The sequence below is a fragment of the Pseudomonas sp. Irchel s3f7 genome, assembly GCF_900187615.1.
GTDB lineage: Bacteria > Pseudomonadota > Gammaproteobacteria > Pseudomonadales > Pseudomonadaceae > Aquipseudomonas.
The window spans coordinates 82,869-98,228 of record NZ_FYDO01000027.1 but is presented as its reverse complement, the minus strand read 5'-3'; the positions used below and the strand labels follow the sequence as shown (position 1 = coordinate 98,228).

Here is a 15,360-nt window from a genome sequence, read left to right as displayed (position 1 = left end):
GAGCCGATGCATTCCTTATCGGCGCATTAGGTGAAGGGGTGGGACGATGTCTCCCACGGTCTGTACTGGTCAGAGTCAGAAGCGAGGCTTTAGTCCCACCCACCCCTTCAAGTCTAAACATACAAGCTGGCTTGCCAGCGATGAGGCCGGAACAGGCACCTCAAGACTTGGCGGTATACTCGCGGTGCATCTGGTCGAGCAACGCATCCTTGTCCAGCCACAGCTGATTGATCCAGCCCTGGAACTGCAATCGGTACTCACCGTCCTGGTCGTAGTTCTTGCCAATGAACTGCGGCGGAATCTTCAGCTCTTCAAAATGCGCCACGACATCAGCCACATTCCCGCACAGCAAATCCCAGAAACCTGGGCGCCCGGCCGGATAGTGGATGGTCACGTTGACGATCGATTCCAACTGCTCGCCCATGGCATCCAGCACAAAAGCGATGCCGCCAGCCTTGGGCTTGAGCAGATAACGGAGCGGTGATTTCTGCTGGGCATGTTTGCCCTCGGTAAAACGTGTGCCTTCAACAAAGTTGAAAATGCCCACCGGGTTGTTGCGAAACTTAGCGCAGGTCTTGCGTGTGGTTTCCAGGTCTTTGCCTTTCTTCTCCGGGTGCTTCTCCAGATACGCCTTGGAGTAGCGCTTCATGAACGGAAAGCCCAGCGCCCACCACGCCAGACCAATCACCGGCACCCAGATCAGTTCCTGTTTCAGAAAAAACTTCAGCGGCTGGATGCGCCGATTGAGCACGTATTGCAGCACCAGGATATCGACCCAGCTCTGGTGGTTGCTGGTGATCAGATACGAGTGCTGATAGTCCAGGCCCTGCAGCCCGCTGACGTGCCAGCGAGTACGCCGCACCAGGTTCATCCAGCCTTTGTTGAGGCTGATCCACGCTTCGTGGGTATGGCTCATCAGCCAGCCCGCGAGGCGCTGGGTGAGGGCAAACGGCAATACTTTGACGAGCGCCACACAGAACAGAAACGAGCAAAGCAAAATCGTGTTCAGGGCCAACAGCAACGCGGCAATCACACCGCGTAGCGGAGCAGGTAGGAAATCCAGCATTTACACATCCATAGGTCGGTTGGCGGCTTGAATCGCGGTCAACGCGATGGTGTAGACGATGTCGTCGACTTGCGCACCGCGCGGCAAATCGTTCACCGGTTTGCGCAAGCCTTGCAGCATTGGTCCGAGGCTGACGCAGTCGGCGCTGCGCTGCACGGCTTTGTGGGTGGTGTTGCCGGTGTTGAGGTCGGGGAACACGAACACCGTGGCACGACCGGCCACCTGACTGTTCGGCGCCAGTTGTCGGGCCACGGTTTCGTTGGCGGCGGCGTCGTATTGCAATGGGCCGTCGATCAGCAGCGAGCTTTGCTGTTCATGGGCGAGGAGGGTCGCTTCGCGGACCTTCTCGACTTCTTCGCCGCTGGCCGATTCGCCACTGGAATAGCTGATCATCGCCACCCGCGGCGTGATGCCGAAGGCCGCCGCCGAATCCGCGCTTTGCAGGGCGATCTCGGCCAGTTCGCTGGCGCTTGGGTGCGGGTTCATTACGCAGTCACCGTAGACCAGCACTTCCTCTGGAAACAGCATGAAGAACACCGACGACACCAGCGTGCAACCCGGCGCCGTCTTAATCAGTTGAAGGGCAGGGCGAATGGTGTTGGCGGTGGAGTGAATCACGCCCGACACCAGGCCATCGACTTCATCGAGCGCCAGCATCATGGTGCCGATCACGACGGTGTCTTCCAGTTGCTGCTCGGCCATTGGCGCGTTGAGGCTTTTGCTCTTGCGCAGGGAAACCATCGGCTCGACGTAGCGTTCGCGGATCAGGTCCGGATCAAGTATTTCCAAGCCTGGCGGCAGCTCGATCCCCTGGGCGCGGGCGACGGCTTGCACATCCTCGGGTTTGGCCAGCAACACGCAACGCGCGATGCCACGGGCCTGACAGATTGCCGCGGCTTGCACGGTCAGCGGCTCGCATCCTTCGGGCAACACGATGCGTTTGTTCGCGACCTGGGCACGCTGGATCAATTGATAGCGGAACACCGCCGGCGACAAACGCATTTCACGCGGGGTGCCGCAGCGCTGGTGCAGCCAGTTGGCATCCAGATGGCTGGCGACGAAATCGGTGATGATCTCCGCACGCTCGCGGTCGTCAATCGGGATTTCCTTGTTCAGGCCATTGAGCTGGTTGGCGGTGTCGTAGGAACCGGTGCTTACCGACAACACCGGCAGACCGGCCTGCAAGGCGCCACGGCAAAGGTCCATGATGCGCGGGTCGGGCAGGGTGTCACTGGTCAGCAACAGGCCGGCCAATGGAACGCCGTTCATGGCCGCGAGGCTGACGGCGAGGATGATGTCGTCGCGATCGCCGGGGGTCACCACCAGCACGCCGGGCTTGAGCAGCTCCACGGTGTTGCGCATGGTGCGGGCGCAGATGATGATTTTGGTCATGCGCCGGGTTTCATAGTCCCCGGCGTTGAGCACTTGTGCGCCCATCAAGTCGGCGACGTCGCGGGTGCGCGGGGCGTTCAGTTCCGGCTGGAACGGGATGCAGCCCAGCAGACGGAAGTCTCCGCTACGCAGCAACGGCGAATGCTCTTTGAGGCGTGAAGCGAAGGCCTCCATGCTTTCGTCAGTCTTGACCTTGTTGAGAATCACGCCGAGCACTTTCGGGTCTTTCGGGCCGCCAAACAGCTGCGCCTGCAACTCCACGCGACCGGAGAGTTCGGTCAGCACTTCGTTTTCCGGCGCCGAGACCAGGATCACCTCGGCGTCCAGGCTCTTGGCCAGGTGCAAGTTGACCCGCGCAGCGTAACTGGCGCTGCGGGTCGGGACCATGCCTTCGACGATCAGCACGTCTTTGCCGACCGCGGCTTGCTGATAAAGCGTGATGATTTCTTCGAGCAACTCATCCAGCTGACCGTCGCCAAGCATGCGCTCGACGTGGGCCAGGCCCAATGGCTGAGGCGGTTTCAACCCGTGGGTGCGCGCCACCAGTTCGGTGGATCGCTCAGGTCCCGTATCACCGGGATGCGGCTGAGCGATGGGTTTGAAAAAACCAACCTTGAGCCCGGCCCGCTCAAGTGTGCGCACCAGCCCGAGGCTGATGGAGGTCAGACCGACACCAAAATCGGTGGGCGCGATAAAAAAAGTTTGCATGCGGATTCTCTGGAGGTGCATGGCAATGGTGAAAGCCTATAACTGGCGATCTACCGAAATTCAGTCGCCAAGGTTATCGCTAACCGAGCCTTGTGCGCACCAACCGCAGTCAAAGGACTGGCCTATTTTTTCCAGGCGTTGCGCGGGGTCCATCACCCAGGCCCGGGATTGCCAGGGTGGCTGGTGTCGCAGATGTTGGGTATGGCCGCAGGAAAGCTCGGCCACCCAGTGGCCGTCTTCGTCCTGATGGAAGCCGGTGATCGTCGAATCCCGTCTGTCCGGGTTGTGTTCGCTTTCGGACGATTGCTTCGCTAAACTTGGTCTTTCAATATTCTTATGCAAAAGGTCTCGCCCCATGCTGATCGCCGCCAATAAGGCTGTCTCCATCGACTATACCCTGACCAACGACGCTGGTGAGGTCATCGACAGCTCCGCCGGCGGCGCGCCGCTGGTCTACCTGCAAGGCGCAGGCAACATCATCCCGGGCCTGGAAAAAGCCCTGGAAGGCAAAGCAGTCGGCGACGAACTGACTGTAGCCGTAGAACCTGAAGACGCTTACGGCGAATACGCTGCCGAACTGGTCAGCACCCTGAGCCGCAGCATGTTCGAAGGCGTTGACGAACTGGAAGTGGGCATGCAGTTCCACGCATCCGCGCCAGACGGCCAGATGCAGATCGTGACCATCCGCGATCTGGACGGCGACGACGTGACTGTCGACGGCAACCACCCGTTGGCGGGTCAGCGCCTGAACTTCCAGGTCAAGATCATCAACATCCGTGATGCCAGCCAGGAAGAAATCGCCCATGGTCACGTCCATGGCGAAGGTGGCCATCACCACTGATTTCTGCGCTAAGCTCAGATAACTGGAGAGGCGCCCGAGGGCGCCTTTTTAGTCTGCGGCCGACACCGCCAAGAGGCTGTATCGAGAAGAACACGGGAATCTGGAGTACGTCATGAGTGCTTTTCACGACCTTAAATTGACAGCCCTGGATGGACAGGAGCTACCGCTGGCGCCTTTCAAAGGGCAAGTCGTGCTGGTGGTCAATGTCGCCTCCAAATGTGGCTTGACCCCGCAGTACGCAGCGCTGGAAAACCTCTACCAGCAATTCAAGGCCAAGGGTTTCAGCGTCCTGGGCTTGCCGTGCAACCAGTTTGCCGGGCAGGAACCAGGCAGCGAACAAGAGATCAAGGATTTCTGCAGCCTCAACTATGGCGTGACGTTTCCGCTGTCCAGCAAGCTGGAAGTCAACGGGCATGACCGTCATCAGTTGTATCGCCTGCTGGCGGGCGAGGGCGCGGAATTCCCGGGTGACATTACCTGGAACTTCGAAAAATTCCTGCTGGGCAAGGACGGTCGTGTGTTGGCGCGGTTCTCGCCACGTACCGCTCCGGACGATCCAACCATCGTTCACGCAATAGAAAAAGCGCTGAGCTGATATCTCCCCCCCTGTAGGAGCTGGCTTGCCAGCGAATGCGGTGTCCCTGACACACCGCGTCGTCTGATTCGCCAGCAAGCCGGCTCCTACGTTATTGACGATCTTTTAGTGCTAAATCACTGCAATCAATAGTGCTGTTCAACGCGGCGGACTCTCCATATTATAGTCGTCATAAAGTCATTCTTCCGTGGAGCGTCCCATGCCTGTCAAAGCCCTGTTCAAACCGTTCCACCTCGGCACCCTCGAACTGCCGACCCGCGTCGTCATGGCGCCGATGACCCGTTCCTTTTCCCCGGGTGGCGTGCCTAATTCGAAAGTGATCGAATACTACCGTCGTCGCGCCGCGGCAGGTGTCGGCCTGATCATCACCGAAGGCACGACCGTCGGTCACCAGGCTTCCAACGGTTACCCGAACGTTCCGCATTTCTACGGTGAAGCCGCACTGGCTGGCTGGAAAAAAGTCGTCGACGCGGTTCACGCCGAAGGCGGCAAGATCGTTCCGCAACTGTGGCACGTGGGCAGCGTGCGCCGTATCGGTACCGAGCCGGACGCCAGCGTGCCGGGTTACGGGCCGTCGGAAAAAGTGAAGGACGGTCAGGTCGTGGTGCACGGCATGACCAAGCAGGATATCCAGGACGTGATTGCCGCGTTCGCCCAAGCGGCCAAGGATGCCCAGAGCATCGGCATGGACGGGGTGGAAATCCACGGTGCCCACGGTTATCTGGTCGATCAGTTCTTCTGGGAAGGCAGCAACCAGCGTACCGACGAGTACGGCGGCAGCCTGGCCAACCGTTCGCGCTTCGCCATCGAGTTGATTCAGGCTGTGCGGGCAGCGGTCGGCGAAGGCTTCCCGATCATCTTCCGTTTCTCCCAGTGGAAGCAGCAGGATTACACCGCGCGCCTGGTACAAACACCGGAAGCCCTGGGTGATTTCCTCAAGCCGCTATCGGATGCCGGCGTGGATATTTTCCACTGCTCGACTCGTCGCTTCTGGGAGCCGGAATTCGACGGTTCCGAACTGAACCTGGCTGGCTGGACGCGCCAACTCACCGGCAAACCGACCATCACCGTGGGCAGCGTCGGCCTGGATGGCGAGTTCCTGCAATTCATGGTCAACACCGACAAGGTCGCGCAACCGGCCAGCCTGGAAAAACTGCTGGAGCGCCTGAACAACGAGGAGTTCGACCTGGTAGCGGTCGGCCGTGCGTTGCTGGTGGATCCGGACTGGGCGCAGAAAGTGCGGGATGGTCGTGAAGAAGACATCCTGCCGTTCAGCCGTGAGGCGTTGATGACGCTGGTTTAAGCGGCGTCTGCATTGACGCCATCGCCAGCAAGCCGGCTCCTACAACTTCTCAGAATCTGTAGGAGCCGGCTTGCTGGCGATGGCGATCTCAAAATCACAAAAAATTAAGGAATAGTTGGTACATCCGGCACCACCATCTCCCCGGCACAAGCCCCGCGCAACTGCCCCTCAAACTGCTCGATAATCGTCGCCCAACCCTGGCGGCTGGCATGCTGGCGCGCATTGAGCCGCACGCAACGCAAGGTTTCCCGGTCTTCCAGCAGCCACGCCGCGGCATCGCAAAACGCCTCTTCATCTCCTGGCATCGCCAGCACGCCGTTGTAACCGTGACGAATATGCTGAGCCGCCGCCGCTTGATCGTAAGCGACCACGCCAAGCCCCGAAGCAAGCGCCTCCAGCACCACATTGCCAAAGGTTTCGGTCAGGCTCGGAAACAGAAACACATCCCCGCAAGCGTAGTGACAGGCCAGGGCTTCACCGCGTTGTGCGCCACAGAAAATCGCCTCGGGCATTTCCTTTTCCAGCGCCTGACGCTGCGGGCCGTCACCGACCACGATCAATTTCAGATTGCGCTGTGGATAAGTCGCCATGAGGTTATCGAAGGCACGCTTGAGCAGACCAAGATTCTTTTCCGGGGCCAGGCGCCCGACGTGGATGACCGCAATGTCTTCCTCAGCCAATCCCCATTGTTCACGCAGGGCGCTCAAGCGTTTGGTCGGGTGAAACAACTGGCTGTCGACCCCTCGAGACAGCAGCGCCAGGCGTTCGAAATTTCGTCGCTCCAGTTCCATGCGCTGGCTGACGCTGGGCACCAGAGTCATGGTCGAGCGGTTATGGAACCAGCGCAGGTAGTGGGTCAGCAGCCGCGTCAGCAGACCGAGCCCGTACTGACTGGAGTATTGCTGAAAATTGGTGTGAAACCCGCTGACCACCGAAATCCCCAGGCGCCGTGCTGCACGCAACGCCGACAGGCCCAACGGCCCTTCGGTGGCGATGTACAGCACGTCGGGGCGATGGCGCTTCCAGCGTCGCAACAGCTTGTGCATCGACGACTGACCCCATTGCAAACCCGGATAACCTGGGAGCGGCCAGCCCCGGCACAGCATCAACGCATCGTCGCTGTTCAGTTGCTGATCGCAACCCTGACGCGGCCGCACCAATTCCACCTGATGCCCGCGCGCGCGCAAACCGTCGCACAAGCGGCCCAGGGTGTTGGCCACGCCGTTGATTTCCGGGGGGAAGGTTTCGGTGATCAGGGTGATATGCAGAGCTGTCGTCATGACCCCAGTGTCGACTGGGGCCATGTCGTCGTTGTGACGGTGGGATGATGGATTTGTGAACGACTCAGCGTTGTGTCACCAGATTCTCGGCACCGCGCTCGCGCACCCAGAACAACGTCGCCCCGGCCACGGCTGCCGGCATCATCAGGATGTTGACCACCGGAATCAGCAGCACCAGATAAACGCTGCCGCCGAAACTCATGCTCTGCCAGCGCTTCTCGCGCAGCCAGGCGAGCATCTCGTTCCAGCCGAGCTTGTGGTTGTCCGCCGGGTAGTCGATGTACTGGATCGCCATCATCCACACGCCGAACAACAGCCACAGCGGCGCGGCGATGATGTTCACCACCGGGATGAAGGACAGAATGAACAGCCCGATCGCCCGCGGCAGAAAGTAGCCGAGCTTGCGCATTTCCCGGACCAGCGTGCGCGGGATCATCGCGATGAGCTCGCCCCAGCTGAAGGCCGGGAAGTCGTCGGTGCCGCGTACCACCACTTCGACTTTCTCCGCGAGAAAACCGTTGAACGGCGCGGCGATGACGTTGGCGAGCATGGTGAAGGTAAAGAACACCATGAACACCACCAGCACCACGAAAATCGGCCAGAGGATGTAGCTGAGAAAACTCAGCCAGTCGGGCAGCGATGGCATCAGCGTATCGACCCACAGACTGAACTGGTGGCTGGCCAGATAGATCAATCCGACGAACAGCACCAGGTTGATCGCCAGTGGCAACAGTACAAACAATCGCAGACTGGGGCTCAACACCAGCTTGAGGCCTTCACGCAGGTATTGCGGGCCGGACAGAACAGGGGCGGGCATAACGTGCTCCGAGCAAAGGGAAAACGCGCCGACCTTACCGACTTTGCCTGACGGGCGAAAGCGCGGCAGCGGTATCGACATTCACTGTAACAAAGACGTCTATATAGTCACGGGAATGGGATAGAGACCACCTATGAGCTGGATTGTTAAACCGTATTTCCTTAATCTTCGCCCCCTCGATACGCTGCACCCAATCTTTTTACAGGACGGTCGTGTTCAAGCCTTCCCCAAGCGCTTCAACCGTTCTTTTTTATTCCCGCCGGCAATCCGGCGTTCCGCGCCAGGTGTTTCGGGCCGGTCAACAGGAGCAGGTCATGTCTGAAGTCCGTCATTCGCGAGTGATTATTCTCGGTTCCGGCCCTGCCGGTTACAGCGCCGCGGTGTATGCCGCCCGTGCCAACCTCAAGCCGCTGCTGATCACCGGCATGCAGGCCGGTGGTCAACTGACCACCACCACTGAAGTCGACAACTGGCCGGGCGACGTCCACGGCCTGACCGGCCCGGCGCTGATGGAACGCATGAAAGAGCACGCCGAGCGTTTTGAAACCGAGATCGTTTTCGATCACATCAACGCCGTGGACTTCGCTGCCAAGCCGTACACCCTGACCGGCGACAGCGCGACTTACACCTGCGATGCCCTGATCATCGCCACCGGCGCCAGCGCTCGTTACCTGGGCCTGCCGTCCGAAGAGGCGTTCATGGGCAAAGGCGTTTCGGCCTGCGCGACTTGCGACGGTTTCTTCTATCGCAACAAGCCTGTGGCTGTGGTCGGCGGCGGCAACACCGCTGTTGAAGAAGCCCTGTACCTGGCCAACATCGCCAGCAAAGTGACCCTGATCCACCGTCGCGAAACTTTCCGCGCCGAGAAGATCCTGATCGACAAGCTGAACGCCCGTGTGGCCGAAGGCAAGATCGAGTTGAAACTGAACGCGACCCTGGACGAAGTCCTGGGCGACAACATGGGCGTGACCGGTGCCCGCCTGAAGAACAACGACAGCAGCTTCGACGAAGTGACTGTCGACGGCGTGTTCATCGCCATCGGCCACACCCCGAACACCTCGTTGTTCGAAGGCCAGTTGACCTTGAAAGACGGTTATCTGGTGGTGCAGGGCGGTCGTGAAGGCAACGCCACGGCGACCAACCTGGAAGGCATCTTCGCCGCCGGTGACGTGGCTGACCACGTGTACCGTCAGGCGATCACCTCGGCCGGCGCGGGCTGCATGGCCGCACTGGACGCCGAGCGTTACCTCGACGACCTGCAGAACGCTTGATTCTGCCTTCGTTGAAATGAAAAAACCGGCTTCGGCCGGTTTTTTCATGGGCAAAAAAACAAATCTGTAGGAGCCGGCTTGCTGGCGATAGCGGTACATCTGCCAGTATCGACGGTGCCTGGCACACCGCTATCGCCAGCAAGCCGGCTCCTACGGGATTGGGTTCAGGACAGTTTGGCGAGGCACTCTTCGAGAATGTCCAAGCCTTCCTCCAGCACTTTCGCTTCGATGGTCAGCGGCGCCAGCAGGCGAATGATGTGGCGCGATTTTCCGCTGGGCATCAGCAGCAGACCCGCATCTCGGGCCAGGGCCAGCAGTTGGGTCAATTGTGCTGAAGCGGGCGAGCCGTCGGCGTTGATCAGTTCGATGCCGCGCATGGCACCAAAACCTGTCAGGCGCCCCAGATACGGCGTTAACTTGTTCGCGCACCAGCTTTCGTAGTGACCGACGATGGCCTCTTCCTGCTGCGCACGCCAAGCGTGCAGGTTGGCATCGCTCATTTCATCCAGCGTCGCCAGTGCGGCTGCGCAGGCGATGGGATTGCCGGAGAAGGTGCCGCCAAGCCCGCCCTTGGGCAAGTTGTCGAGCAGCGACTTGCGCCCGACCACCGCGCCCAGCGGCACGCCACCGGCGATGCTTTTACCCAGCAGGATAAGGTCTGGCTCGATGCCCAGTCGTGAGAACGCGAAACGCTGGCCGGTGCGGCCGAATCCGGACTGGATTTCATCGGCGATCAGCACGATGCCTTTGTCGTTGCAGAACGTGCGTAACTTCTGGGCGAACTCGACGTCCATGGTGAGAAACCCGGCTTCACCTTGCACCGGTTCAACGATGAAACAGGCAACGTCATCGACATCGATTTCAACACTGAACAAACGCTCCATGGCCTTGAGAGCATCAGCACAGGTCACGCCATTGTCCTTGCTGGGATACGGCAGATGAAAGACCGGCCCCGGCAGCACGCCGACTTTCTGTTTGTAGGGTGCGACCTTGCCGTTGAGATTGAGCGTGGCCAGCGTGCGGCCGTGGAACGCGCCGTCGAAGGCGATCACGGCGCTGCGTCCGGTGGCGCCACGAACGATTTTCAGGGCGTTTTCCGCCGCTTCCGCGCCGCTGTTGGTGAGCATTCCACTGACCGGGTAATCCACCGGGATGAACGCGCTCAGGCGATCCATCAGTTCGATGTAGGGCATGTGGGGCGCAGCGTTGAACGCGTAGTGGGTCAGCCTTGTGGCTTGCTCGCGAATGGCTTCGACGATGCGAGGATGGCAGTGACCGAGGTTGAGCACGCCAATGCCGCCGACAAAGTCGATGTAGCGTTTGCCATCGGTGTCCCAGACCTCGGCGTTTTTGCCGTGGCTGAGCGTGACGGGGTGAACGATGTTGATCGACTGGCTGATGGTTTCGCTGTGCATGGAGGACCGGCTCGCAAGAAGGAGGACTTCTTTTTATCTAAGCCGTGAGCAGTGGTACGGGGCAAACGAAATAAAGTTGCCGGGTCAATCTTAAAAGTCGGAATGTGCGCTCCATACTGGAAACACTAACCTGTAGGAGCGAGCGATGGACGTGAACGATAACGCTGGGAGCCTGATACCCCGCAGCGTTCTCAGGCTTATCGCGAGCAGGCTCGCTCCTACAATTTGATTCAGCGGCGGGTCAGTGGCAGTTGGGTGAATTTCACACCGCCCAGACCGTGGGCAATCAATGCGCGGATGTTGGCGTGATCGCTGCCTTCTGGTGTCGCCACCACGGAGCGGTAATGTTCACCGAAGGCCAGCAGCGCTTCTTCATCGCTCAAGCCTTCCAGCAGTGCCAGACCCAAAGTCTTGCAAGAGCCTTCGTTCTGCCCGGCTGCGTTTTCTACGCCGCCGTTGTTGAAGGACTGAGGCTGGTACTCGTAACCGGCGGCAATGAACGCCAGGGTATCGGCGAAAGCATGTTCGCCAGTCTTGAGGCTGGCGCGCAGGGTGTTCAAATCACTCATTGGGTTTTCCTTTGGCGAACGCCGCTTGTTGTTCGGCGCTGGCTTCTTGCTGATATTGGGCTTTCCACTCGGCGTACGGCATGCCGTAAACCACTTCACGGGCGTCATCGAGGCTGACCTCGATCTGGCGTTCGTCGGCGGCGGCCTTGTACCACTTGGACAGGCAGTTGCGGCAGAAACCCGAAAGGTTCATCAGGTCGATGTTCTGCACATCCTTGCGGCTGTCCAGATGGGCCACCAGCCGGCGAAAGGCGGCGGCTTCGAGTTCCAGGCGTTGTTGATCGGTCATGGGTTTTCTCTTGCGCGCTATGGGCAAAGTCGTGGAAAGGTGCGTGTATTAAAGGGATGGAGGCATGCTTTTCAAGCCGCTGCGTTTCTGTTTTGCTGATCAGATAACGCAGGCATTTTCGAGTCAATCATTGACGATTCCTTTCTTGATGTGGCGCCCGCCATTGATGACGACGCTGGTTCCAGTGCTGTAGTTGGTATTGAGCAAAAACATGACGGCGTCGATCAACGGTTGCGCGCCGGGTTCAAACTCGAGAAGGGCTTTCTTCAGGGTTCGTTGAACGTATTCCTCGGTGCTGTTTTCCTTGAGGATGAGCAAGCCGGGAAGGATGGCGTTTACCCTGACCGTGGGCGCGTATTTCTCTGCGAACGACAGCACCATGTTTTGCAGGGCCGATTTGGTAGCGGCATACCCAATATGGCTTTTGCTGCCTCGCGACGAGGTTTCATCGCAGATATGGATAATGTCGGATCTTTCCAGTCGTTGCAGATGTGCCCCCAACTCCAGATTCAAATGATAGGGCGCTTCGACATGGAGTTTGAACATGGTGTTCAGGTTTTCGAGGCCATCGTCCAGCCACAAAGAGGCGTTGTGGATCACTGCACGCAAGCTGTCGAAGTTGGTCCTGATATAGGCAATCAACGCTTCGCGATCGCTCTGGAGTTCAAGGTCCGCCTGGAATGGCAACATATTTGGGTGCAGTGACTCAACAGGACGGGAGCGGCTGACGCAGATAACGATATTGCCGGCCTCTGCCAGAGTAGTGGCAAGTTGGAGGCCGACGCGCTTGCTGGTGCCGGTAACAAGTATTGGACTATTCATGGATGTGCGATCAGCTTCAGTAGGTCTATGCACGGGCTAAATACATGCAGCATAACTGAAGTCTTCTCGCTAGCGGCGACCTTCTCCCGCCTCCCGCAACAGCTGTGACGTTTGCGACTCATTCGCAGCATTGAGTTTTTACGGAAATTTTACGGAGGCGGGGGTTAGAATGAAATCCGGACGATACATGGACGTTTTTAAATGATGCCTGTACTGACTGATGTGGCTTCAGGTGTACCGCAGGGCTCCTCTCTTGAACAGGAAGAGCTGTTCCCGATTCGCGAGGTGGCACGTCTGACCGGCGTCAACCCGGTCACGCTTCGAGCATGGGAGCGGCGATATGGTCTGATTGTGCCAACCCGCACCGACAGTGGGCACCGGTTGTATTCGATGGCCGATATCGAGCGCGTGCGCAGTATTCTGGAGTGGATCGAGCGTGGCGTTGCCGTCAGCAAGATCGGTAAGATCCTCGCAAAAACAGCTCCCCTCAAAGCGTTGTCGCACCTCATCCCGAGCGACCTGGTCCAGGCCGATTACACACAATGGCAGCAACAGGTTCAGGCGGCGGTGAGTGCTTTCGACGAAGCTCATCTGGAGCAAGTCTATGGGCAGATATTTTCCAGTTATCCGCTGACAGTCGTGTTCCAGGACATCCTGATCCCGCTTTGGAAACAATTGCTGCTGCGCCAGGACACGTTCGGCCAGGCCAGTGAGTGGCTGTTCCTGGATGGCTTTCTCCGATCTCGCGTGCTGCAGCGCTTGCTGCTGGTAAGGAGCCTGCAACCTCGTCGAGTGATTGTCTGCGCGCTGTTCGACCAGTGTCGGGAACTCGAGTTACTGATCACCGCATTGTTTCTGAGCAGTGTCGATTCGGCTATTCAGGTTCTGGCGATCGGCCAGCCACTCGATGAGTTGACGCTGATCTGCGAGCGAATCAAGCCTAAGGCGTTGGTGCTTTTTTCCAATCACGCGCCGACGTCGGATTTGCCAAGGCATTTGAATCGCCTGGCCATGAGCCTCGACTGTCAGCTGCTGTTGGCCGGTGATGCGGCCGATCTGGCGCAGTCTAGCCTGGCCGAATCATCGATTGGCTGTCTGGGAAGTGAGGGCAGTATCATGCGCCAGCGACTGAAACAGTTCCTGGCGGGTAATCTGGATACCTGAGTCTTAAAGGTGCAGCGCGGGATGGGTCAGGCGATGCTGTTGCAGAATGTACTGGCGCAGGCGCTCGGTTTCGTCCGAGTCACTCTGATTCAATTCGTAGGCGTAGAAACCCTGTTCGGTTTCTTTCTCGAAAGTGCCCCGCAACGCAATCCGCTCATAGCCTGACGGGCTGAACCACAACGCGAAATGCTTCGGTGGCTTGGTCTTGTTGCGCACTTCCAGCAAGACCCCTTTGCATGACACCTCATGAACCCACATCGTGCCGGGATGGCCTTTGGCATTTTCCAGGGCCACCGGCTCCTCGAGGACCAGGCGCCAAGGCCGGACCATGGGGCCGTCTTCATAGATGCTGGGAACACCGAGACGCAGGTGCATCGCATGAAACTCGTCTTCCACCAGATGCAGGGGGAAGGTCATTTGCTGATTTTCGAAATTGGCCTGGATGGTGACTTGCTCATGGGCTGCCAGGCGCGTGAGCAAGTCGCGGATTTGCGATCCGCCATTAACGAGCAGGCTCGACGTTGCGTCCCGCACATTGAGTTGGGGGTTGTGTTGCATGGTCTGGATGAAATCCAGCTCATCTTGCGTCAGGAGTGCGTCGCGCTGCATGGCCAACTCGAAAGAAATAGTTACAAAAGCATTGGTGATTGTAGTTAATGACCATTAATTCGGTGTTTTGTTTTGGCCGTTCGTCGCTTTAAGTGCAGCCAGTTCGGCCTGTACGTCGGCCAACTGTGCTTCGAGTTGCGCAACCCGCTGCTGTGCCTTGACCTGGACCGTGACGTCCTTTTGCACACCGACGAAATAAACCTGGCCATCGTGCGGATTTTTTACTGTCGAAAGGGACAGTTCATTCCAGAAGGGAGTGCCATCCTTGCGATAGTTTCGGAGGATTTCCCGGCACGAACCTTGACTGTCCAATGCCGTGCGAATCAATGGCAAGGCCTCCTGGTCGCGGTCGCCGGACTGGAGAAAGCGGCAATCCTGATAGAGGATTTCTTCGCTGGAGTACCCGGTGAGGCGTTCGAACGCCGGGTTGACGTAAATCAGGATGTTGTCCTGCTCGCCTTCTTTCTCGGCGATCACGATGCCGTCGTTGGAAGCGTTAATCACCATTTGCAGCAGCTGTGCGTTAATCATCGTAGCGTCCCTGGCTGATTGATTGTCGATTGCATTCTAAGAGAACAATCAAGAACGTGCTGTTAATATCCCGGTCCTTTCACTCGGATTCAGGATCAGATTGATGAAAGTCGCCATCATTTCCGGCTCGGTGTACGGCACGGCTGAAGAAGTCGCCCGGCACGCGGCCAGCATTTTGAACAAGGCCGGTTTCGAAACGCTGCACAACCCACGTGCGACCCTTGCCGATATTCAGGCTTTCGGCCCCGAAGCTTTTCTGGCCGTGACATCGACCACTGGCATGGGCGAATTGCCGGACAACCTGCAGCCGCTGTACTCGACCATTCGTGATCAATTGCCGGCCGCCTGGCGTGGTTTGCCGGGTGCAGTCATCGGATTGGGCGATGCGAGTTATGGCGACACGTTCTGCGGTGGTGGCGAGCAAATGCGTGAATTGTTCGCTGAACTTGGCGTTCGAGAGGTCTTGCCGATGCTGCGTCTGGATGCCAGCGAAAGCGTGACCCCTGAAACCGACGCCGAGCCTTGGCTGGCAGATTTGATCAGCGCCTTGAACGCTTGACGGTGTTCTGACTGAGCGCTGAAAACGGCACGTATGGCCATGTTTGACGTCGGTACTTTGACATGGCCATGATTTCGCCAGCGCAGTGACTCGTCAGGCCATCAAGCTGGCTGCCAATGCAACTATACG

General features: G+C 58.6%; 17 protein-coding genes. 6 read left to right on the top strand and 11 right to left on the bottom strand.

Features of this window, described 5'->3' with window-relative positions; genetic code table 11:
• Positions 1 to 160: 160 nt before the first annotated feature.
• The 3 genes from CKW19_RS22170 to CKW19_RS22160 are packed head-to-tail and all read right to left on the bottom strand — an operon-like array spanning position 161 to position 3,553.
• Entirely contained in the window at positions 161 to 1,066 is a 906-nt protein-coding gene (locus tag CKW19_RS22170) for an acyltransferase (protein ID WP_095059865.1), read from the bottom strand.
• Positions 1,067 to 3,166: a phosphate acetyltransferase gene (gene pta, locus CKW19_RS22165; RefSeq protein WP_095059864.1), complete on the bottom strand. Its 2,100-nt coding sequence runs from the start codon at positions 3,164 to 3,166 to the stop codon at positions 1,067 to 1,069.
• A gap of 60 nt (positions 3,167 to 3,226) precedes the next feature.
• Positions 3,227 to 3,553 (bottom strand): DUF3565 domain-containing protein, encoded by a 327-nt coding sequence (locus tag CKW19_RS22160; protein ID WP_095059870.1) that lies wholly within the window; start codon positions 3,551 to 3,553, stop codon positions 3,227 to 3,229.
• Here CKW19_RS22160 and CKW19_RS22155 point away from each other — a divergent pair.
• The 3 genes from CKW19_RS22155 to CKW19_RS22145 all read left to right on the top strand — a co-directional run bounded on the left by CKW19_RS22155 (position 3,522) and on the right by CKW19_RS22145 (position 5,905).
• Positions 3,522 to 4,007, top strand: a complete 486-nt coding sequence (locus CKW19_RS22155) for a peptidylprolyl isomerase (protein WP_008054392.1) — start codon at positions 3,522 to 3,524, stop codon at positions 4,005 to 4,007. The two genes, CKW19_RS22160 and CKW19_RS22155, sit on opposite strands and share 32 nt — an antisense overlap.
• A 112-nt stretch (positions 4,008 to 4,119) precedes the next feature.
• A complete protein-coding gene (locus tag CKW19_RS22150; protein ID WP_095059863.1) occupies positions 4,120 to 4,602 on the top strand; it encodes a glutathione peroxidase in 483 nt (160 codons plus the stop codon).
• A gap of 199 nt (positions 4,603 to 4,801) precedes the next feature.
• Positions 4,802 to 5,905 (top strand): NADH:flavin oxidoreductase, encoded by a 1,104-nt coding sequence (locus tag CKW19_RS22145; RefSeq protein WP_095059862.1) that lies wholly within the window; start codon positions 4,802 to 4,804, stop codon positions 5,903 to 5,905.
• Positions 5,906 to 6,009: 104 nt separating this feature from the next.
• Here CKW19_RS22145 and CKW19_RS22140 read toward each other — a convergent pair whose 3' ends face one another.
• Positions 6,010 to 7,209: a glycosyltransferase family 1 protein gene (locus CKW19_RS22140; protein ID WP_095059861.1), complete on the bottom strand. Its 1,200-nt coding sequence runs from the start codon at positions 7,207 to 7,209 to the stop codon at positions 6,010 to 6,012.
• A gap of 40 nt (positions 7,210 to 7,249) precedes the next feature.
• Positions 7,250 to 8,002 (bottom strand): sulfate transporter CysZ, encoded by a 753-nt coding sequence (gene cysZ / locus CKW19_RS22135; RefSeq protein ID WP_095059860.1) that lies wholly within the window; start codon positions 8,000 to 8,002, stop codon positions 7,250 to 7,252.
• A 314-nt stretch (positions 8,003 to 8,316) separates the two neighbouring features.
• Here cysZ and trxB point away from each other — a divergent pair, with 314 nt between their 5' ends.
• The gene (gene trxB, locus CKW19_RS22125) at positions 8,317 to 9,273 is read left to right on the top strand and encodes a thioredoxin-disulfide reductase (protein WP_095059859.1); all 957 of its coding nucleotides are present in this window, start codon (positions 8,317 to 8,319) and stop codon (positions 9,271 to 9,273) included.
• 164 nt (positions 9,274 to 9,437) lie between these two features.
• On the opposite strand, the gene CKW19_RS22120 is transcribed toward trxB, so the two are convergent.
• From CKW19_RS22120 to folM, 4 genes are all read right to left on the bottom strand, one after another.
• Complete coding sequence (locus tag CKW19_RS22120) at positions 9,438 to 10,688, bottom strand: aspartate aminotransferase family protein (protein ID WP_095059858.1); 1,251 nt, start codon at positions 10,686 to 10,688, stop codon at positions 9,438 to 9,440.
• A 230-nt stretch (positions 10,689 to 10,918) separates the two neighbouring features.
• Positions 10,919 to 11,257, bottom strand: coding sequence for a HopJ type III effector protein (locus tag CKW19_RS22115; protein WP_095059857.1), 339 nt, complete (start codon positions 11,255 to 11,257; stop codon positions 10,919 to 10,921).
• Positions 11,250 to 11,546 (bottom strand): DUF1244 domain-containing protein, encoded by a 297-nt coding sequence (locus tag CKW19_RS22110; RefSeq protein ID WP_008026968.1) that lies wholly within the window; start codon positions 11,544 to 11,546, stop codon positions 11,250 to 11,252. The genes CKW19_RS22115 and CKW19_RS22110 overlap by 8 nt, the downstream gene beginning before the upstream one ends.
• Positions 11,547 to 11,669: 123 nt before the next feature.
• Positions 11,670 to 12,368, bottom strand: a complete 699-nt coding sequence (gene folM / locus CKW19_RS22105; protein WP_095059856.1) for a dihydromonapterin reductase — start codon at positions 12,366 to 12,368, stop codon at positions 11,670 to 11,672.
• 204 nt (positions 12,369 to 12,572) lie between these two features.
• Here folM and CKW19_RS22100 point away from each other — a divergent pair, with 204 nt between their 5' ends.
• Positions 12,573 to 13,532, top strand: coding sequence for a MerR family transcriptional regulator (locus CKW19_RS22100; RefSeq protein WP_095059869.1), 960 nt, complete (start codon positions 12,573 to 12,575; stop codon positions 13,530 to 13,532).
• 3 nt (positions 13,533 to 13,535) lie between these two features.
• On the opposite strand, the gene CKW19_RS22095 is transcribed toward CKW19_RS22100, so the two are convergent.
• Positions 13,536 to 14,141 (bottom strand): hypothetical protein, encoded by a 606-nt coding sequence (locus CKW19_RS22095; RefSeq protein WP_095059855.1) that lies wholly within the window; start codon positions 14,139 to 14,141, stop codon positions 13,536 to 13,538.
• Between the two features lie 54 nt (positions 14,142 to 14,195).
• Positions 14,196 to 14,672: a PAS domain-containing protein gene (locus CKW19_RS22090; RefSeq protein ID WP_095059854.1), complete on the bottom strand. Its 477-nt coding sequence runs from the start codon at positions 14,670 to 14,672 to the stop codon at positions 14,196 to 14,198.
• Between the two features lie 103 nt (positions 14,673 to 14,775).
• Here CKW19_RS22090 and CKW19_RS22085 point away from each other — a divergent pair, with 103 nt between their 5' ends.
• Positions 14,776 to 15,231, top strand: coding sequence for a flavodoxin (locus CKW19_RS22085; protein WP_095059853.1), 456 nt, complete (start codon positions 14,776 to 14,778; stop codon positions 15,229 to 15,231).
• The last annotated feature ends 129 nt before the right edge of the window (positions 15,232 to 15,360 follow it).